Annotated in this window: 18 protein-coding genes; 7 read left to right on the top strand and 11 right to left on the bottom strand. The window is 37.3% G+C overall.

Annotated features, from left to right (window positions below):
• Positions 1-1953: a peptidylprolyl isomerase gene (locus RNZ46_RS11335; RefSeq protein WP_316982310.1), complete on the bottom strand. Its 1953-nt coding sequence runs from the start codon at positions 1951-1953 to the stop codon at positions 1-3.
• Positions 1954-2095: 142 nt separating this feature from the next.
• Between RNZ46_RS11335 and RNZ46_RS11330 the strand changes: the two genes are divergently transcribed.
• From RNZ46_RS11330 to RNZ46_RS11315, 4 genes are all read left to right on the top strand, one after another.
• Entirely contained in the window at positions 2096-2335 is a 240-nt protein-coding gene (locus tag RNZ46_RS11330; protein WP_316982309.1) for a hypothetical protein, read from the top strand.
• A 271-nt stretch (positions 2336-2606) separates the two neighbouring features.
• Positions 2607-3260 (top strand): MOSC domain-containing protein, encoded by a 654-nt coding sequence (locus tag RNZ46_RS11325; protein WP_316982308.1) that lies wholly within the window; start codon positions 2607-2609, stop codon positions 3258-3260.
• Positions 3261-3357: 97 nt separating this feature from the next.
• Positions 3358-3738, top strand: coding sequence for a hypothetical protein (locus tag RNZ46_RS11320; protein WP_316982307.1), 381 nt, complete (start codon positions 3358-3360; stop codon positions 3736-3738).
• Between the two features lie 32 nt (positions 3739-3770).
• Entirely contained in the window at positions 3771-5012 is a 1242-nt protein-coding gene (locus RNZ46_RS11315; RefSeq protein WP_316982306.1) for a DEAD/DEAH box helicase, read from the top strand.
• A gap of 32 nt (positions 5013-5044) precedes the next feature.
• On the opposite strand, the gene RNZ46_RS11310 is transcribed toward RNZ46_RS11315, so the two are convergent.
• Positions 5045-5458 carry a hypothetical protein gene (locus tag RNZ46_RS11310; protein ID WP_316982305.1) on the bottom strand — a complete coding sequence of 138 codons (414 nt, stop codon included), beginning with the start codon at positions 5456-5458 and terminating at the stop codon, positions 5045-5047.
• Positions 5439-6029, bottom strand: a complete 591-nt coding sequence (locus tag RNZ46_RS11305; protein WP_316982304.1) for an RNA polymerase sigma factor — start codon at positions 6027-6029, stop codon at positions 5439-5441. The genes RNZ46_RS11310 and RNZ46_RS11305 overlap by 20 nt, the downstream gene beginning before the upstream one ends.
• 141 nt (positions 6030-6170) lie before the next feature.
• On the opposite strand from RNZ46_RS11305, the gene RNZ46_RS11300 reads away from it, so the two are divergent.
• Positions 6171-6515, top strand: coding sequence for a DUF6249 domain-containing protein (locus RNZ46_RS11300; RefSeq protein WP_316982303.1), 345 nt, complete (start codon positions 6171-6173; stop codon positions 6513-6515).
• 57 nt (positions 6516-6572) lie between these two features.
• On the opposite strand, the gene RNZ46_RS11295 is transcribed toward RNZ46_RS11300, so the two are convergent.
• The gene (locus RNZ46_RS11295; RefSeq protein ID WP_316982302.1) at positions 6573-7238 is read right to left on the bottom strand and encodes a M15 family metallopeptidase; all 666 of its coding nucleotides are present in this window, start codon (positions 7236-7238) and stop codon (positions 6573-6575) included.
• Positions 7239-7838: 600 nt separating this feature from the next.
• Between RNZ46_RS11295 and RNZ46_RS11290 the strand changes: the two genes are divergently transcribed.
• Positions 7839-8540: a DUF4369 domain-containing protein gene (locus RNZ46_RS11290; protein ID WP_316982301.1), complete on the top strand. Its 702-nt coding sequence runs from the start codon at positions 7839-7841 to the stop codon at positions 8538-8540.
• A gap of 159 nt (positions 8541-8699) precedes the next feature.
• Here RNZ46_RS11290 and RNZ46_RS11285 read toward each other — a convergent pair whose 3' ends face one another.
• The 7 genes from RNZ46_RS11285 to RNZ46_RS11255 all read right to left on the bottom strand — a co-directional run bounded on the left by RNZ46_RS11285 (position 8700) and on the right by RNZ46_RS11255 (position 19165).
• Positions 8700-8969, bottom strand: coding sequence for a hypothetical protein (locus RNZ46_RS11285; RefSeq protein ID WP_316982300.1), 270 nt, complete (start codon positions 8967-8969; stop codon positions 8700-8702).
• Between the two features lie 132 nt (positions 8970-9101).
• Positions 9102-9512: a 6-pyruvoyl trahydropterin synthase family protein gene (locus tag RNZ46_RS11280; RefSeq protein WP_316982299.1), complete on the bottom strand. Its 411-nt coding sequence runs from the start codon at positions 9510-9512 to the stop codon at positions 9102-9104.
• Positions 9496-10035, bottom strand: coding sequence for an isopentenyl-diphosphate Delta-isomerase (gene idi, locus RNZ46_RS11275; RefSeq protein WP_316982298.1), 540 nt, complete (start codon positions 10033-10035; stop codon positions 9496-9498). Before idi ends, RNZ46_RS11280 begins: the two co-directional genes overlap by 17 nt.
• A 193-nt stretch (positions 10036-10228) precedes the next feature.
• Complete coding sequence (locus RNZ46_RS11270; RefSeq protein ID WP_316982297.1) at positions 10229-12169, bottom strand: OmpA family protein; 1941 nt, start codon at positions 12167-12169, stop codon at positions 10229-10231.
• 10 nt (positions 12170-12179) lie between these two features.
• Positions 12180-13109, bottom strand: coding sequence for a PorP/SprF family type IX secretion system membrane protein (locus tag RNZ46_RS11265; RefSeq protein WP_316982296.1), 930 nt, complete (start codon positions 13107-13109; stop codon positions 12180-12182).
• A 30-nt stretch (positions 13110-13139) separates the two neighbouring features.
• Positions 13140-18719 (bottom strand): T9SS type B sorting domain-containing protein, encoded by a 5580-nt coding sequence (locus tag RNZ46_RS11260; RefSeq protein ID WP_316982295.1) that lies wholly within the window; start codon positions 18717-18719, stop codon positions 13140-13142.
• A gap of 68 nt (positions 18720-18787) precedes the next feature.
• On the bottom strand, positions 18788-19165 hold the full coding sequence (locus tag RNZ46_RS11255) for a hypothetical protein (protein ID WP_316982294.1): 378 nt from the start codon (positions 19163-19165) through the stop codon (positions 18788-18790).
• 515 nt (positions 19166-19680) lie between these two features.
• On the opposite strand from RNZ46_RS11255, the gene RNZ46_RS11250 reads away from it, so the two are divergent.
• The gene (locus RNZ46_RS11250; protein ID WP_316982293.1) at positions 19681-21267 is read left to right on the top strand and encodes a peptide chain release factor 3; all 1587 of its coding nucleotides are present in this window, start codon (positions 19681-19683) and stop codon (positions 21265-21267) included.
• Positions 21268-21335: the final 68 nt, after the last annotated feature.

Below are 21335 nucleotides of genomic sequence, written 5' to 3'. Positions count from 1 at the left end.
TTAATTTTTAATTTGATTTCTTACTCTTTCCAGGGCGTTTTGGTTAACATTTACAGTGTACTTCGCTTTTAAATCGTTTACCCAACGCTCTTCTTTATAAGCCTGATAATCGTTAATAATTAAGCCCTTTGCCTCTTCGAAAGTTTTTAACTTTTTTGGCAATACGTCTTTTACATTAGCAACAATATAAGCTTTATTGTGTTTGTAAATTTTAGAAATGCCTTTTGAAAATTCAAAATTATCCGGAAGCGCTTGATGGTTGGCATCCATAATTCCGGATGTAAAAACCACATGAACTTCGCCATTGTTATTTACCAGATTTTTTATGACTTCCAAATCCATATTTTGCTTTAACAACTTCGCTACCTTTTTTAATACTCTTTGGTTGGTAGACGAGGCTACAATGGCATCAACGCGTTTTGGAAACACGTATTTTTCTTTATTGGCATTGTAGTAATTTCGAGTTTCCAATGAATCTGATTTTGCGGTATTCCAAATGGTGCTTTCCATTAAATCGAACAGTAATAAACCATCACGGTACTCGTTAACAATGTGTGCAAATTCTTCGTTTTCTTCTTCCAAATGATTTTCTTGATAAAGCACTAATCGGGTATTTAAAAAGGTGTCGTATTTTTCTGAAACGATGGTTTTAAATGTCGATTTTGGGTTGGTTCCGCGTTGCGTTTTTTCCAAATAATCACCAAAATCCTTAAAGGTAAATTGCTGATTGCCTATTTTAACTAAAGTTGAATTGCCTTTAAAATCCGATGGAAGTTTCCATGTGTTTTTAAAATATTCATCGTTTAAAATAGAAACAAAATAAGCTAAAGCAGGTTGCTCTTCATCAATTTGATACTTGGCCTTTAACTTAGCGTACAAAGCCGCATCAATTAATTTTGATCGCTCGTCGCGCTTTACCTTGGCTTCCAATTCCGACTTAATAGCTTCAAAAGTAGGCGTTGATTTTTTAGCGTGCAGCTTAACTATGTGCCAACCGTATTTTGTTTTAAAAGGTTCCGATACATCGCCAACCTCATTCAAATTAAAAGCCACCTCTTCAAACTCTGGCGAACTCAATTGTCCGCTTGAAAAAGACGCTAACAACCCACCTCTTGATGCTGAGTTATTATCCTCTGAAAACTGTTTTGCCAACGCTTCAAAATCTTCACCTTGATTTAGTTTTTTATAAATATCCTGTATTCTGCTTTCTGGGTTTTCGCTTAAAGTATCATTTTGCTTAATCCCAATCATAATGTGTGCTACGGTACACTCGCCTCTCGATTTGCGCTTGTCCAAAACATGTACAATATGATATCCAAAACGGGTTCTAAAAGGTTGCGAAATCTCGCCAACCTCGGTATTAAATGCAGCATTTTCGAATTTATAAACCATTCTAAACCCCGAAAAATAGCCCAAGGCTTCACCAAAAACAGATTTACCGTTGTGCACTTCTTTTCTCACGGTTTCAAAACCTTCGTTTAAAGCCCTGTCTCTTAATTTACTTATGGTATTAAACGCCACCAAAGTATCTTGCGGATTAGCGTTTTCGGGTATTTTAATTAAAATATGATTGGCTTTTATGTCGTAAGATATTCTATCGTAAGCCTCTTCAACCAAGGCATCAGTTACTTTATTATCGTAAATAAAGTTTTTGGCCAATTGTTTTTTATAGGTATTCAGCTCTCTTAAATATGATGGTTTTTTGTGGAGCTTCAAGGTTTTAGCTTCCTTTAGCTTCAGCTTATAATTGGTGAACAACGTTAAGTATTCATCAACATCCTTTTGAGATTCATCTTGAACCAAATCGAGGTTTTTATTGTAAACCCTCAAAAATTCCGACACATAAACAGGGTCGTTATCAACCGTAAAAAGCACCTCTCCGGCGTCAGATTGCGCATTTAAGTTAAATACTACGGCTGTTAATAGTAAAGTTGAAAGAAGTTTTAATTTCATGGAAAAAAATAATTCAAGTAGTTACAAAAATACTAATATAAACCTATAATACAAGTTGCTTTAACAAACGTTTAAAAAGTTGAAATATTACGCTTTTTCATTATATAGCCTTACTTTTAACATCTGTTTTTTATTTTTATAAATGATGCGTAAACTAAAACTTATTTGGGATTTTCGTGGTCCGGATGCTTTAAAAATTGCCGAACATCACGAAATACATTTGAAAGATTATATTAAATTAGAAAAATTGAATTTAAACATCACTGGTTTTGAAGCTATTTCGGAAATGCACGCCATAGCTTTTATGGTGGTTGCCGAAGAGCAGATGAAACCCATTAGGGATGCCTTAAAACCGCATCGTGGACAGGTTTATACCGAATAAAATACTGCGGAACACAATAACTGAAGAAGAGGTTTCAATAAATAAAATAAATATTTTATTGGGTTCTCCTTAATTGATACGGTCAGGACATACTAAGAGTATTGTGCACTTAAGCGCATGTAACATTACGTTTTAAGTAAACCACATTTATATCACTTTATTAGGTATATAATTAAACTTGATTTTGTAAAACATTTCACCTACCTTCGTTTAACGGCGGATATAAGTGATTGAAACAACGCATATCTGTTGACCGCTAAACAAACCTTTTTTGAAAATCACCTCAACAAACATAGCAAAACCAACTACCATTGTTTGGAACGGTAAAAAAACCAAAACCGGTATTTACAAAACACCAACCAATGCACCCATTTATTTGGAAAAAGAAACTGTTAAAAGCGATGAAGTTTCAGATAGAAACGTACACGGTGGCATTTATAAAGCCTGCTATTTGTTTTCGGAAAACCAATATGATTATTGGAAAAAGCTATATCCGCATCTAGATTGGAATTACGGCATGTTTGGTGAAAATTTAACCGTAAAAAACTTAGACGAAACCAAGCTATTTATTGGCGATATTTATAAAATTGGAGAAGCTTTGGTGCAAGTTACCCAACCTAGGGAGCCCTGTTTTAAATTGGGCTTAAGGTTTGGTTCGCAAGAAGTGATTCAACAGTTTATTAACTACGGTTTTCCCGGAATTTATGTTCGTGTTTTACAAGAAGGTTTTGTGCAAACAGGCAACAGCCTTAAATGTATGGAACACGATAAAAGCAGCATCAGTATTTACGATTTTTTTCAACTGCTTTATTCAAAAACCAAAAACCTACAACATTTAAAAGCGGTACATAACCATAAAGCCCTACCCCAAAAGAAAAGAGCGCTACTCAACAGGTTTATTAAAAACCACATAAAGCAGGATTAAAAAGAAGTAACAAAAGACACACCTTTAATTTTAATCATTCAAAAAAAAGTTAAGCCTGTAAAAACTTAATTATTCCGTTTTTTTGTATCTTTAAGCTATGCACAATTTGGTTAAAAAATTAAAGCTCTATAAGTTTAAGGATGTTTATATTTTAAACAAACCCGAATCATTTGTCAATACTTTTAACGACATAAATTACTCAGAATCTATAGTCATAACTTCTTATGTTGAATGCGCTTTGGTATTTACCCAAACCAAGGAACAGTTTATCAATGAAATGCTAACGCTGTTTCCAAGAATATTGGACACCTCAATTATCTGGGTGTTTTATCCAAATGGCACCACCAAAAAAGAAATTTCGGAGTTACACAAAGAATTCAATTGGGATTTTTTAGGCGATTACCGCTTAAAACCAACCAAATTAATAGCTGTGAATCCTACATGGAATGCCATGAAAATAAAAAAAGCCATCGCTTAAATTTCATCTATCTTTGTTGCAAATATTTATAAATGTCATTTAAAGATTTACAACTTAACAAACCGCTTTTAAGAGCCATTGCCGAGGCCGGATACGACAACCCCACCTTAGTACAAGAACGTACCATTCCGCTTGTTTTAGATAAAAAAGATGTGATTACCTCGGCACAAACCGGCACCGGGAAAACGGCCGCATTTGCGTTACCCATTTTGCAATTATTGTTTGATAAACAAGATGCACCCAAAAAAGGAAAAAAGATTAAAGCGCTTATTGTGAGTCCCACACGCGAGTTAGCCATTCAAATTAATGACAATTTTAAGCTTTATGGCAAAAACACCAATTTACGCACTACGGTAATTTATGGCGGCACGTCTATCGAGCCCCAAAAGGATGTATTAAAAAAAGGCGTTGACATACTTATTGCTACCCCAGGGCGATTACTCGATTTGCATAAACAGGATATTATTAATTTGGATTACGTTGAAACTTTGGTTTTGGATGAAGCCGACCTCATGCTCGATATGGGCTTTATTGATGATGTTAAAAAGATTGAGCGTTTGTGCCCCGATGAAAAACAAATATTGTTGTTTTCGGCAACAATGCCCTATAAAGTCGAACAGCTTGCCAATACCATTTTAAAATCGCCCGAGCGCATTGAAGTTACCCCAACATCATCGGCCGCAAAAAATGTGAGTCAGGTGTTGTATTATGTGCCAAAACGCAATAAAATTGAGCTGTGTTTACACTTATTACGAAACACTATAAAAGGCAATATTTTAATTTTTAGACGAACCAAATTTGGCGTTGATAAATTAGAACAAACCCTTACAAAAAATGGCTATAAAGTTGAAACCATTCATGGCGATAAAGCTCAAAATTTAAGACAAGAGGCTTTAAAAAAGTTTAAAAATGGCTATGTAAATATTTTAATAGCAACCGATGTTGCGGCACGTGGCATTGATATCAATGAATTGGATGCCGTTGTAAATTTTGATATGCCAAATGTACCCGAAACTTATGTGCACAGAATTGGACGTACGGGTCGTGCCGGACAAACGGGCATGTCCTATTCATTGTGTTCTGCTGATGAAAAAAGCTATGTGCAAAAAATTCAGCAGTTAATAAATGTTCAAATTCCTATTGAAGAAAATCATCCATATCCTTTAGATCCAAAAGCGAAACCTATTATTCATAAATCTAAAAAAACAGGAAGCAAACATAAAAAAGGACGTAAAAGTGCAGCTTCGAAAAAGAAAAAGAAACGTTGGTATTAGAAGTCTGAAGCTTGAAAACCGAAGTTGGAAAATTACATTTTCAATCGTTTATCAAAATGATTTTTAAGAAACGGGATTTGAATACAAAACATTAATCCAAAAAGTGCAACGGCATACATTAAGGTTTTAGACATTGTAAAACCAGATAAAATATGACTGATTTTGTTGTTCGCTAAAGCACTAAAATTTAAAGTGCCCATCCAACTTTCTTGTTGTGTTTCCGTTCCTAAAACCAAATAGGCACAAAGCGCCACAAAACCTATACTGATTAAAACCCAAATATTTTTAGAGATTAAAGGTTTGTAAGCCGTAACATCACTTTTATTCAAGGCCTCAACTTGTGACATTATTTCTGAGGTAAAATGAATTGAAGGGTGCTCCAAAGCAGCCTTTGCAACAATTTTTTTAGTGAAATCTTCTAAATGTTTATCGTCGTTCTCTTTCATAATACTCAATTATTTCAGGTTCTAATTTTTGCTTCAAAATAGTTGCTAACTTTTTCCGGCTTCTAAATATTTTCACTTTTACATGATTGGCTGTAATACCAACAATTTTAGAAATTTCTTCTAAAGTATGTGCTTCAAAATAATACAGAGTTAGCAAAAAACCATCATCATTTGGCAATAAAGATAAGCAATCTTGTATGGTTTTTTGATACTCTTTTTGCTCCATTTTATCTAAAGCATGGTCTATGGTTTTAATTTGATGCTCGGTAAACTCATCAATGGCAACATCATTGAAATGCTTTTTGTTCTTTTTAATTCTGTCTAAACACGTATTATAAGCGATTTTATAAATCCACGTTGAAAATTTAGAATCGCCTTTAAACTTATGCAACGATTTGTAGGTTTTAATAAAAGTGTCTTGCGCAACCTCTTCGGCTTCTTCCCTATTTTTTAGCATGCGCAACGCCAAAGTAAACACCATGTCTTTATAGCGATCAACTAAAAGTGAAAATGCTTTAGTGTCGCCATTAATAATTTGATTGATATAATCTTGATCGTTGTTGGTGGTCATTTTAAAGTAAGACGACGCTGTTGTATTATCGGTTACACATTTGTGAATAAAAAGTTTTTAATAAAAACTGTAACCAAAATCAGAAACCCATCGTCATAAGCTATGAACACATTAAAATTAATCAATTAAAAACGAATCATTATGGGATCAGAATTAATTATCATACCAATTATATTTGGTGCAATCTTCGGAGTATTTTATTTATACTTTTCAACACGTAATAAAGAACGTCTAGCCCTCATTGAAAAAGGTGCCGACGCCAGTATTTTTGTGAAAGGTAGAACCCAAACCGCTCCCATTTGGAAAGTGCTCATTTTAAATTTGGCATTGTTATTAATGGGTATTGGTATCGGCATATTTTTAGCTACAGCATTATATAACAACACGAATTTAGGGGAAGAAGTATATCCGGCAACAATTTTCTTAACAGCGGGCGCCTCATTATTTATCGGTTTTAATTTGACTAAAAACTTAGATAAAGAATAAAAAAAACAACATCAATCAAATGAGTTAAAGCGGTTTTTTAAGTAAAATCGCTTTTTTTTATTCAATAGGAAAATCAAAATATGTTTTAGGAAATGGTTCGTATCGCAATGTAAAATGCCACCATTCTTTCGAATAGTTTCTAAACCCGTGTTTTAGCATAACGGTTTGTAAAAGCTGTCGGTTTTCTTTTTGTTTTTTGGTGATTCCTTTATAATCTACCCAAGATTCTTGCCCAAAAAAATCGTATGGACTTCCCATATCCAAAGGTTTTCCGGTATTGCCATCAATAATCGTTAAATCTACCGTACTGCCCCTACTATGCCCCGATTTACTGGCAATATATCCCGCTTTAAATAGATTTCTCTTTTTTACATTCGGATAAAAATCAGATTTATTAATGGTATCATTTAAAACTTTAGCCCAACGCACAAAATGATTAACAGCTTCTTGCGGTCTGTACCCGTCGTAAACCTTTAAGCATAAATTTTTATTCTGCAACTCCTCTTGAACCAATTTTAAAGCCTGCGCAGTTTGTGTGGTTAATATAAGTTTATTTGAATGATAACCATCCACAGGTTTTCCCAAAAAGTTATTCGCGGTGTTGTACCTTAATTCTACATCCAAATCGGTAATCACGTCTTTAACATAAGTAAACCCATCGGGTAATTGCGCAAAAGACAAAAAGCTAATTAGCAGAAAAAAGAGGCTTGAATAAAATTTCATAAATAAGGATTATAAGCGAATGTATACAAAATAAACTTATACCTAAAATTGAAGCACAAAAAAACCGAGTTCCCTCAAACTCGGTTTCTTTTCAATTTGCTTTTTTAATTACGTAGTAGATTTAGGGTCTCTATCTCAACAACATAATGCAAATATTAATTAATTAATCCATTGAACTAAAAAGTATGTTATTTAGTACACACCAAATATATAATTAATAAATATACACTCACGATAAAAAACACAATAAATCGACGAAATGCATTAAATTTTAACATTTAAAGATTAAAATATGTATTTCATCGACGAAATACATGTTCACGCATAAAAAAAGCATCTTAAATAAGATGCTTTTTTACTAACTAACCAACCAAAAATATGAATTACATTATTTAAGTTTAAAGTAACCACTCAATAAACTTTTTATTAGAATGCAATCACATACCAATACACAATATCCGTGCCAAACTTTTTTACAGTTGCCTATATTAACATAATTTTAATACAGATAAAGTTTTATAAATTATGCGCTGCGGCTAGCAATTAATCTATAATTATTAAGATATTTGCTTTTCTAAAAAAATAATCTAAAATAGACCTATGAAAAGACTGTCGCTTTTAACCCTACTTGTTTTAACCGTTTCGTGTGCCAAACAACCCGATTTAACTGTTAAAACACATATAAAAGGCTTAAAAAAAGGAACTGTATATCTTAAAAAAGTAAAAGACACAGCACTTATAACTGTAGATTCGATACAAATTAATGGAAATGCTGAATTTGAATTATACAGTAATTTAGAATCTCCAGAAGTGTTTTACCTATACTTAAACAAAAACACCAATGAAGATGATGCTATTGCTTTTTTTGCAGATAAAGGCATTACCGAAATTAACACCACACTTAAAAACTTTGTTTTTGATGCCAAAATTAAAGGCGCTGTACAACAAGCTAAGTGGGAAGAATATCAGAAGATGATTTCTAAACTTAACAATAGAAATTTAGATTTGATAAAAGAGAAGTTTGAAGCTCAAATGGAAAACGATACTTCAAAAATTAAGGCTATTGACAATGAATATAATAGCCTATTAAAACGAAAATACTTATTTACGGTTAATTTTGCTATAAACAATAAAGATAGTGAAGTATCACCTTACCTAGCCTTAACAGAAATTTACAATGCACGAATTAATTTTTTAGATACCATTAATAATTCCTTAACCCCGAAAGTAAAAGCTTCAAAATACGGAAAACAATTACAGGTTTTTATTGACGAAATAAAAGAAGCCGATAAAAACAATTAAGCGTGAGATTTAAAAAAACAAAAGCCTTTCGAAAAATCGAAAGGCTTTTGTTTTCAAGTTAATAACTTTACTTATTCATTTGCAAAATCACAATGGCGATGCACAGCTATTTGGCGTTTATATCAATTGAAACCCACGGATAATTGCAGCGATAAGCTATTATCCGAGTTTGTTGATTTTTTCAATTAATGCACGACCTTTTTCTTCCAATTCTGTATTGATGGCCTTAAAGTGGGCTTTTGGGTTTTGAACATCTTTAGCATTTACTTTTGCTATTAGCGTGTCAAACGTCTCAATTGCTTCATCAATAATTGCTTCGCTCTTTTTAGTGTCTTTATCTGTGTTTTCGTATTCCCAAACATAAACTGCTTCAATAATATCGCCTAAAACATAGTTTATATCTTTCTTCAGGTTTCTAACATTTGCCATAATTTCTAATTTTATTTAGGTGCAAAAATAAGCAAATTATTAAACAAAAACGTTTAATAATTCAGTATAAATCAAAGGTGTATTAGCAGCACAATACGCCATAATTTTAAAAAATCGAACTTACAGCATGGTCTATTCCCCCGAGTAACTCACAAAATTACGTGGCGTTTCGTACAGGGTGATTTCTAGATCTAAGTGCGCTTCAATTTTTGGTTTTATTTTATTGTAAATCACCACGGCTATATTTTCTGCCGTAGGGTTTAGTGTTTTAAACTCCGTAACCTCTTCATTTAAATTTTTATGGTCAAACTGCTCTTCTATTTCAGTTTCAATTAAATGTTTTAAGATTTTCATGTCCATAACAAATCCAGTTTCCGGGTGTATCTCTCCTTTTACGGAAACAATGAGCTCGTAATTATGCCCGTGGTAATTGGGGTTGGCACATTTACCAAAAACGGTGGCGTTTCTGGCATCGGTCCAATCGGCATTGTACAAGCGGTGCGCGGCGTTAAAATGGGCTTTTCTACTAACGGTTACCTTCATTGTCAACTAAATTTATGTGTTCGTAAAATTTACTGAAAATAATTTTAAACCAAGCGGTATAAAGTTCCGGATGTAAAGCTATATCAACTTTTACATCTTCTAATGGCATCCATTTCCACGATGCTACTTCATCAGGGTTTATGTTTGGCTCATCATTGTAATGCCCTACCATAATATGGTCTAATTCGTGTTCGGTCAAGCCATTGTCAAACGGGGCTTTATAAATAAATGATGCGGTTTCCTTTAGCTCCGTTATAAAGCCCATTTCTTCCATTAAACGGCGTTTACCAGCTTCAATATTGCTTTCCCCATCACGTTGGTGACTACAGCAGGTGTTGGTCCAAAGTCCGGGTGTATGGTACTTATGTAAGGCACGTTGCTGTAGCATCAGTTCATTGTTGTCATTAAAAATAAACACCGAAAACGCACGGTGCAGCACCGCCTTTTCATGGGCTTCCATTTTAGGCATCAAACCTATTTGTTCGTCTTTTTCGTTAACAAGAATTACCTGTTCTTCTTTCATCTGCATATTTTTATTACTATTTGGGTCAGATGTAATGCGCTGATAAACATTTGCATAAAAATCAACTAAATGTTATCACTCATTACACAGTTTTACAAAAATACCAAGTAATTATTTAAAAGTCATTAAGGATTTCATAAAATAAAAAGAGCATTCAAAAATTGAATGCTCTTTTTATTTTATGCTATTTGAATTAATTTGCCATAACAATAAAATCGCTACGTCTATTTAATTGATGCTCCTCTTCACTGCAGGGTACACCATCACTACATTTATTGGTTAATTGGCTTTCGCCATAACCCTTTCCTGTTAATCTATCGGCCGAAATATTTCCAACCTTTATTATATAATCGATAGTCGAAACATTTCTTCTTGATGATAATTCTAGGTTATAGTTTTTAGTTGCCCTACTATCGGTGTGCGACCTAACATCGATTTTTATATTAGGATATTTTTTTAATACTGCTATTACTTTTTGTAACTCTATCTCGGCATCTGCTCTAATGTTGGCTTTATCGAAATCAAAATAAATGGGATTAAGATTTAAAGCTTCTCTTAAATTTGTACCTTGAGTAATTGCAACATCATCAATTTCTAAATACATGTTTTGTGTTAAATCTTCTTTTCTATTATTTGTTGCATAAACTCGGTGTTCAGCAGTAAGGTACAATTCTTTTGAAGCTCTTAATGAGTATTGCTCTTGGCATTTTAATAATCCAGAAAATGAATAATTGCCTTCGGCGTTAGATACCGTTTCTGAAACTTTATTTCCTTGGGCATTAAACAAAACCACGTTAGCATTTGCTAGTATTTTGTTAGACTTTTTATCATAAATCACTCCAGACATATTTTGTAGGCACTCAGGTACTTTAAAACTATATATATCGTCATCGCCTTTACCACTCGCTCTGTTTGAAGTAAAAAAGCCTTCCATCGTTTTTAAGTTTTCATAATACCCAAAATCGTCCATGGAGCTGTTAATTGGACGACCGAGATTTTCTATTGAATACGATTTATTTCCATCGAAACTTTGTTCAAAACCTCTAATCACGAAGATGTCTAAACCACCTAACCCTGGATGTCCATTTGATGCAAAATACAAATCTCCATGCGAATTTACGTAAGGAAAGGTTTCTTGACCTTCGGTATTAATCGTAGCACTTAAGTTTATAGGTTCGCCTAAGCTTCCGTCTTGTTTTATATCTACCACATACAAGTCTGAGTTACCTATTGATCCAGGCATATCTGAGGCAAAATATAGTTTAGTTCCAGTAGTATTTACCGAAGGATGTGCTACGCTATAGCTCGCACTATTGAAGTGTACTGGTTTAATATTTCCCCAAGTTTTATCATCTTGCAATTTAGCTCGAAACATTTGAAGCCTATTGATACCTTCATCATCTCTTTTTAGTTGGTTTCTAAAATAGTTGTTGCGTGTAAAATACATGATGTCCTCGGTTGGTAAAAACGAAGGTGTAGATTCATGAAATTTTGTATTAACAGCGTTATCAAAACTTTTCACGTTGGTGTAACTACCGTCTTCTTGCCTAATGGCCGCATATACATCCAAAAAGGGCTGATTATTCCATTTATAGTTTCTACCATCTCCTCTAGAAGAGGCAAATAACAACTGGTTTTTATACTGATTGCTACCGAAGTCTGAATATTTGGAATTGATATCCAAATTTTTAATTTCTAAATCCTCACTTAAACGTTCTATGTTATTTAAGTAATTAGGTTGTGATACAAATGATTTACTTCGTAAATCTGAAGATTTTGCCTCTGCAAACTTCTGCATCCATTTATCAGCATCGTTATAGTTTTTAGTAGCTTTTAAAGTTTGGGCATATCTGTAATAATACTCTACATCGACATCTGAATAAATGTTTAATAGCTTACCATACCATTTTGAGGCATCCTCCATTTTATTATTAAAATAAAAAGAATCACCTAACTTTTGAAATAAATCTTTCGATTCAAATCCTTTCTCAGCTACTTCTAAAAGAACCTCACTTGTTTTAACATACGAAAATTTTTCATATTTTTTTGTTGCCTTTTTTATAGCCTTATCTTGTGCAAATCCACTAAAAGTTAATGCAATAACAAATAGTGATATTATATTTCTTTTTGTCATAATTTATTTTTTAAAAGAATCTTGGTGATAATATTCTACCTAATTGTCTTGGTTCAAAACGCAACATTATTTCATGAGAACCACTATTATAATTGTTCAAATTCGTAGTGGTTAAATCGTATGCGTAACCTATAAACAAACTATCACTTATTTGAAAACCTGCTAAACCACTAATAGCATCGTCCCACCTATAAGCTAATCCCAAAGTTAATTTTTCTTTGATTAAAAAATTAGCCGAAAAATCTGCTATAAGTGGTGCACCAGTAACGGCCTTTAAAAGAAAAGCTGGCTTAAATTTTGTATTCTCACTTAATTCAAAAACATAACCACCAATGATGTAAAAATGAAGTCTTTCTGCAGCCACGGACTCTTGAAAATCGTCATAGTGGTCAGTAGTAATAACATTAGGCACAGAAATTCCTAAATATGCTTTATTTGAATGCCAATACACACCAGCTCCTATGGTTGGCGAAAGTAAATTTAAGTTCTCACTATAAGCATTGTCAGGGTTTTGATACCTTCCTTTACTCCAATCTAATGACAACACATGAAATCCTGCTTTTAAGCCAAAAGTTAAATCATGCTTGTTAACTGTGCCCAACGGAATTGTATAAGAAAAATTTGCATCAAAGTAAGTTTCGCTTGATGGTCCTAGCTTATCGTTAACAACAGATAACCCTAAACCAACTTTTTCATTTCTAAGTGGCGAATGCAGGCTAAATGTTTGTGTTTTAGGAGCTCCATCTATACCTACCCATTGGGTGCGATATAAGCCTGCAATACTTAACACATCCCTTTGCCCTGTATATCCAGGGTTTATATTCATGGTATTATACATGTACTGTGAGTATTGCGGGTCTTGTTGTGCTAAACTTTCGTGTGCTATTAAAAGTAAAAATACTATAATTGCACTTTTATAAACTGATGATTTATATATCATTGTATTTAATTTTAAAATCTTAATTGTTTATTATCTGTTTATGTATAACCATCCCACTTTAGGCTTTGATCCATCTCCTAAATTCAAGACATAATAATATGTTCCTACTGGTAATTTATCAGATTGACTATAAACAGCTCTTCCATTGGAAACACCACGCCAATCATTCTTATAACCACGTTTCTCGTAAACAATATTACCCCAACGGTTATATATTTCTAGTTTATTATTTGGATAATTTTCAATACAGTTAATCACGAAAGTGTCGTTAACATTATCGCCATTTGGCGAAAACTCATTGAATACCATCAAGCATCCTAGTTCTGTTATGGTAGCATCATCTTCAGTATTACCATCTAAATCATCACCATCATCACTCGTATCAGAAACAGAACCAATTCGAATATTACTTCCCGTTGCTACAACGCTATTCCTTACTCCACCTGCATTTATTGTTTCTTGAGTTATTGTAAAGCTAGCATTATAGGTAGCTACCTCACCAATCAAAAGTATGCCTTCAGCACTACCAAAACTTGACTCAACAAATTGTGGTTCTTGTGTAAGTGAGATATTTTTTCCATTAACATCAGTAAAAGTATCTATTAAGGAAATTTCAGCTAAATCGAAATCACCTGTATTTTCAATTTCAATCGTATAGTTAATAACATCCCCCAATGATGTACCAAATACATCAGCAACTTTAGTCACTCTAATTGAAGCTTCACAGCCAGTTATTATCGGATCACAAACATCATGTGGGTCGAATGGACCTGGACCATAGGTTGTTGGGTCCTCTGGAGTTGATGGGTCATCAATTCCCGTGGTTTCCTCACAATCGGTTAAACCATCTCCATCTGAGTCCACAGGTGATGGACAACTTACAACAACTATTGTTGCCGTTGCCGTATCGCAGTTTGTTGGGTTTAAATTCTCACATATGGTATAATCGTAGGTGTAGGTCCCTGCCGTGGTCCCTGCTGCTACTGTGATTGTTCCGTCGGCATTCATCGTAATGCTTCCTGCTGCCGGTGTTGGCGCGGTTCCCGGTGTTAATGTGATATCTGCCGGTACCACTGCTACTCCGTTTAATGTGTCGTTACCCAATACCGTTGCCGTTGAGCCCCCGTCGAATCCGTTGACCGGTGCGCCGCTAAAGTCATCTGCTACGGCATCGATTGGTGCTGGGGCTACGACTATTGTTGCCGTTGCCGTATCGCAGTTTGTTGGGTTTAAATTCTCACATATGGTATAATCGTAGGTGTAGGTCCCTGCCGTGGTCCCTGCTGCTACTGTGATTGTTCCGTCGGCATTCATCGTAATGCTTCCTGCTGCCGGTGTTGGCGCGGTTCCCGGTGTTAATGTGATATCTGCCGGTACCACTGCTACTCCGTTTAATGTGTCGTTACCCAATACCGTTGCCGTTGAGCCCCCGTCGAATCCGTTGACCGGTGCGCCGCTAAAGTCATCTGCTACGGCATCGATTGGTGCTGGGGCTACGACTATTGTTGCCGTTGCCGTATCGCAGTTTGTTGGGTTTAAATTCTCACATATGGTATAATCGTAGGTGTAGGTCCCTGCCGTGGTCCCTGCTGCCACAGTGATTGTTCCGTCGGCATTCATCGTAATGCTTCCTGCTGCCGGTGTTGGCGCGGTTCCCGGTGTTAATGTGATATCTGCCGGTACCACTGCCACACCGTTTAGGGTGTCGTTACCCAATACCGTTGCCGTTGAGCCCCCGTCGAATCCGTTGACCGGTGCGCCGCTAAAGTCATCTGCTACGGCATCGATTGGTGCTGGGGCTACGACTATTGTTGCCGTTGCCGTATCGCAGTTTGTTGGGTTTAAATTCTCACATATGGTATAATCGTAGGTGTAGGTCCCTGCCGTGGTCCCCGCTGCTACTGTGATTGTTCCGTCGGCATTCATCGTAATGCTTCCTGCTGCCGGTGTTGGCGCGGTTCCCGGTGTTAATGTGATATCTGCCGGTACCACTGCCACACCGTTTAGGGTGTCGTTACCCAATACCGTTGCCGTTGAGCCCCCGTCGAATCCGTTGACCGGTGCGCCGCTAAAGTCATCTGCTACGGCATCGATTGGTGCTGGGGCTACGACTATTGTTGCCGTTGCCGTATCGCAGTTTGTTGGGTTTAAATTCTCACATATGGTATAATCGTAGGTGTAGGTCCCTGCCGTGGTCCCTGCTGCTACTGTGATTGTTCCGTCGGCATTCATCGTAATGCTTCCTGCTGCCGGTGTTGGCGCGGTTCCCGGTGTTAATGTGATATCTGCCGGTACCACTGCTACTCCGTTTAATGTGTCGTTACCCAATACCGTTGCCGTTGAGCCCCCGTCGAATCCGTTGACCGGTGCGCCGCTAAAGTCATCTGCTACGGCATCGATTGGTGCTGGGGCTACGACTATTGTTGCCGTTGCCGTATCGCAGTTTGTTGGGTTTAAATTCTCACATATGGTATAATCGTAGGTGTAGGTCCCTGCCGTGGTCCCTGCTGCTACTGTGATTGTTCCGTCGGCATTCATCGTAATGCTTCCTGCTGCCGGTGTTGGCGCGGTTCCCGGTGTTAATGTGATATCTGCCGGTACCACTGCTACTCCGTTTAATGTGTCGTTACCCAATACCGTTGCCGTTGAGCCCCCGTCGAATCCGTTGACCGGTGCGCCGCTAAAGTCATCTGCTACGGCATCGATTGGTGCTGGGGCTACGACTATTGTTGCCGTTGCCGTATCGCAGTTTGTTGGGTTTAAATTCTCACATATGGTATAATCGTAGGTGTAGGTCCCTGCCGTGGTCCCTGCTGCCACAGTGATTGTTCCGTCGGCATTCATCGTAATGCTTCCTGCTGCCGGTGTTGGCGCGGTTCCCGGTGTTAATGTGATATCTGCCGGTACCACTGCCACACCGTTTAGGGTGTCGTTACCCAATACCGTTGCCGTTGAGCCCCCGTCGAATCCGTTGACCGGTGCGCCGCTAAAGTCATCTGCTACGGCATCGATTGGTGCTGGGGCTACGACTATTGTTGCCGTTGCCGTATCGCAGTTTGTTGGGTTTAAATTCTCACATATGGTATAATCGTAGGTGTAGGTCCCTGCCGTGGTCCCCGCTGCTACTGTGATTGTTCCGTCGGCATTCATCGTAATGCTTCCTGCTGCCGGTGTTGGCGCGGTTCCCGGTGTTAATGTGATATCTGCCGGTACCACTGCCACACCGTTTAGGGTGTCGTTACCCAATACCGTTGCCGTTGAGCCCCCGTCGAATCCGTTGACCGGTGCGCCGCTAAAGTCATCTGCTACGGCATCGATTGGTGCTGGGGCTACGACTATTGTTGCCGTTGCCGTATCGCAGTTTGTTGGGTTTAAATTCTCACATATGGTATAATCGTAGGTGTAGGTCCCTGCCGTGGTCCCTGCTGCTACTGTGATTGTTCCGTCGGCATTCATCGTAATGCTTCCTGCTGCCGGTGTTGGCGCGGTTCCCGGTGTTAATGTGATATCTGCCGGTACCACTGCCACACCGTTTAGGGTGTCGTTACCCAATACCGTTGCCGTTGAGCCCCCGTCGAATCCGTTGACCGGTGCGCCGCTAAAGTCATCTGCTACGGCATCGATTGGTGCTGGGGCTACGACTATTGTTGCCGTTGCCGTATCGCAGTTTGTTGGGTTTAAATTCTCACATATGGTATAATCGTAGGTGTAGGTCCCTGCCGTGGTCCCCGCTGCTACAGTGATTGTTCCGTCGGCATTCATCGTAATGCTTCCTGCTGCCGGTGTTGGTGCGGTTCCCGGTGTTAATGTGATATCTGCCGGTACCACTGCTACTCCGTTTAATGTGTCGTTACCCAATACCGTTGCCGTTGAGCCCCCGTCGAATCCGTTGACCGGTGCGCCGCTAAAGTCATCTGCTACGGCATCGATTGGTGCTGGGGCTACGACTATTGTTGCCGTTGCCGTATCGCAGTTTGTTGGGTTTAAATTCTCACATATGGTATAATCGTAGGTGTAGGTCCCTGCCGTGGTCCCTGCTGCTACTGTGATTGTTCCGTCGGCATTCATCGTAATGCTTCCTGCTGCCGGTGTTGGCGCGGTTCCCGGTGTTAATGTGATATCTGCCGGTACCACTGCTACTCCGTTTAATGTGTCGTTACCCAATACCGTTGCCGTTGAGCCTCCGTCGAATCCGTTGACCGGTGCGCCGCTAAAGTCATCTGCTACGGCATCGATTGGTGCTGGGGCTACGACTATTGTTGCCGTTGCCGTATCGCAGTTTGTTGGGTTTAAATTCTCACATATGGTATAATCGTAGGTGTAGGTCCCTGCCGTGGTCCCTGCTGCCACAGTGATTGTTCCGTCGGCATTCATCGTAATGCTTCCTGCTGCCGGTGTTGGCGCGGTTCCCGGTGTTAATGTGATATCTGCCGGTACCACTGCTACTCCGTTTAGGGTGTCGTTGCCCAATACCGTTGCCGTTGAGCCTCCGTCGAATCCGTTGACCGGTGCGCCGCTAAAGTCATCATCATTAGCAATTATTCTAGGAATAACACTTAATGTTGCACTGTTCTGTTCATTGACACAAACATTATTAGGTTGTGAAATTATTACGTTATACACATTACCGTCTAAACCTGTAACATCAGATATATTCAAAACATTTGTGTTGGTTCCACTATAAACACCTGTATCCGATAAGTTTGACCCATTTTCTTGCCATTGATAAACTAAAGAAGCTGAAACATCTGTGGCTGGTGGTACTGCGTAATCAGGCACACCCGAAGCAAACGTTGAGGTGCTTTCAGATGTTGCTGTTACAGTAAAAGTTGCTGAATCACCTTCTATTTCACTTTGATTAGAAGGTCCTGCCGTTACTGTAACTTGAACTGCTGTAGTTACATTATTATTAGTTCCTGGATAGGTAGCAGCAATCACAGTTCCATCAGGGTTCACTTCTGAAGCACCAACTACTCCACCATACGTACCATCGCTATTTGAATCGGCATTTGAATCAGAATAAGCTTCGTTAGCATCAGGGCACCCATCATTATCACTATCTATATCTTTGTAATTTGGTATACCATCATCATCAGTATCACAATGCTCAGTAGCAACAACAATATTATCTACATATTCATCTACAGATAAACTAATTTCTGCATTATTTAACCAAGGGTAATTACTTGCTGGTCCAAAATCTATGCCTGTAGCAGTAAAAGTTGTTTCAGGATTTCCCGTAGCATTATACCTATACCCTACATTATCTGCATATAAATGTAATGTACCACTACCGTTATCAGCTACGTAATAAGTTGTAAATTGTCTAAACCACCCGTCAATCCTAGGCGGAGCACTAAAAGAACCAGGAGAAGAATTAGGATGTCTAATTAATGAAACCCCATGTCCATATAAAAATACTGCATCTGGTGCTCCGGCAAAATCATCAACCCAAATAGGATCTTGCCCTGGTGCACCAAGAGATATCCCATACTCATTACTCGATGCCCCAGGACCAGGGGCCTGCTGTCCTAATGAAAAATCAGCCTCAACAGTAAATCGAGTGCCGCTTAATAAGTTAACATTATCTAAAACAACAAAAGAAGACATTTGCAGATCATCTACTATTCCCCCTCCATTAGCATCAATTGTCATGGTAGGATTGCCATCAAAACCAATTACAGAAGCAAATTCTCCAACATTTGTTGTTCCACTATTACCAGGATGAGAGTTATAAGCTGCAGTAAACTAGTTACTCCTGGTGTACTTCGTAAATCTCCTTTTGGCACAGGGTTTCCTGCTGTAGCAGTTTCAAATGTTTCATTTACAAGATATTCCTTAATTGTAGGCCCTGTGCAGTTTTCATCTTCAACAGTATCAAGGATACCATCGTTATCATTGTCTAAATCTGCTGAGTTTAATACACCATCGTTATCACAATCATTAGCTGGCCCAACACATTGCGCTTGAACGTTGGGCATAAAACAAAGTATTAAAATTAATGCTAAAAGTAACCTGTAAAACGAAGTTTCACGGAGTTGGGTAGAGATTTTCATATATTAAACGAGTAAAATTATGTTATACTATATTTTTAAGTTTTATTATTTTGTTTAGACACTCATTAATATACTGAGGTCACTTTTTTCAATAAAATTCAATTAAATGCTATAAATAATGCCAAAAAAAATTAATGTTGAGGCTATAGGCGGCCATAATTTTGAACGAATGGAGTATTATAAACGTATTAATAGCATAACGACATTCTTAATAAAAGCCTAAGCTTATTGCAGCCGTAAAGTTAGATTTTTTACAGACTAAATACAATTAAATCGGCTGAATTGTTAAAAAAAAGTTAATACGAAAGAATAAACCTAATCAAAAAAGAATGGGTATAATCTTAAATCATACCGGCGATAAACATATATATACGGTTTTTAGCAATCAATAAATCTATTTAAATAAGCTAATAACACTTAAATCTTAAGCACAGAACAGTGTTAAAAACGATTTAATTCTCTATAATTTTTGTAGTTAATAATCATATCTTTGCAATCCAATTGCAACAATCTATATGAGTTTTTTAAAAGAAATACAACGCAGACGTACCTTTGGTATTATTTCGCATCCTGATGCCGGTAAAACCACGCTAACAGAAAAATTACTGCTTTTTGGTGGTGCCATTCAAGAAGCGGGTGCCGTAAAAAGCAACAAAATTAAAAAAGGCGCCACGAGTGATTTTATGGAAATTGAACGCCAACGTGGAATTTCTGTGGCTACCTCGGTTTTAGCGTTTGAATATAATGGTATAAAAATAAATATTCTAGATACCCCAGGGCACAAGGATTTTGCCGAAGATACCTTTAGAACACTCACTGCAGTTGACAGCGTAATTGTGGTTATTGATGTAGCAAAAGGGGTTGAGGAGCAGACTGAAAAATTGGTTGAAGTTTGCCGCATGCGCAACATTCCTATGATTGTGTTTATCAATAAAATGGATAGAGAAGGAAAAGATGCCTTTGATCTTTTAGATGAAATTGAACAAAAACTTGGATTACGGGTAGTGCCTTTAAGTTTTCCAATAGGGATGGGTTACGATTTTAAAGGCATTTACAATATTTGGGAGAAAAACGTTAATTTATTTAGCGGTGACAACAGAAAAGACATTGAAGAAACGGTTGAGATTTCAGATTTATCTTCTTCGGAACTCGATACTTTAGTGGGTGAAAAGGCAGCCAACACCCTACGTGAAGAAATTGAATTGGTTGAAGGCATTTACCCCACCTTTAATAAAGAAGAATATTTAGACGGAAACCTACAACCCGTATTTTTTGGTTCGGCTTTAAATAACTTTGGCGTACGCGAACTATTAGATTGTTTTGTTGAAATAGCGCCAAAACCAAGACCAAAACAAAGTGAGGAACGCTTAGTTCAACCTGATGAAAAACAATTTTCTGGTTTTGTTTTTAAAATACACGCCAATATGGATCCCAACCATCGCGACCGTTTGGCTTTTATTAAAATTGTATCGGGTAAATTTGAAAGAAACAAACCGTATTTGCACGTTAGAAATAACAAAAAAATGAAGTTTTCCAGTCCGAATGCTTTTTTCGCAGAGAAAAAAGAAATTGTCGATGTCTCGTATCCCGGTGATATTGTTGGCTTGCACGACACCGGAAACTTTAAAATTGGGGACACCTTAACTGAGGGCGAAAACATTAATTACAAAGGTATACCAAGTTTTTCACCCGAGCATTTTAGGTACATTAACAACGCCGACCCCCTCAAATCCAAGCAACTATATAAAGGTATTGATCAATTAATGGACGAAGGTGTGGCGCAATTATTTACCTTAGAGCTTAATGGCAGAAAAGTAATTGGTACCGTTGGCGCACTGCAATACGAAGTGATTCAATATAGATTAGAACACGAATACGGAGCAAAATGTACTTACGAAAACCTAAACGTATTTAAAGCTTGTTGGGTTGATCCTGAAAATTCAAATAGCGACGAGTACAAGGAATTTGTTAGGGTGAAACAGCGTTTTTTAGCTAAAGACAAGCAAGACCAATTGGTGTTTTTAGCAGATTCTGCTTTTTCCTTACAGATGACGCAACAAAAATATCCAAGTATTAAATTTCATTTTACCTCTGAATTTTAACAAATCAACGAATATTTTTTGATTTTATTCACATATTGATAAAATTAGCGTATCCATTCCGAGAATTT

Source organism: Hwangdonia lutea, from assembly GCF_032814565.1.
GTDB classification, from domain to species: domain Bacteria; phylum Bacteroidota; class Bacteroidia; order Flavobacteriales; family Flavobacteriaceae; genus Hwangdonia; species Hwangdonia lutea.
The sequence above is the reverse complement of the archived record's forward strand: the minus strand, read 5'-3'. Positions and strand labels throughout refer to the sequence as shown.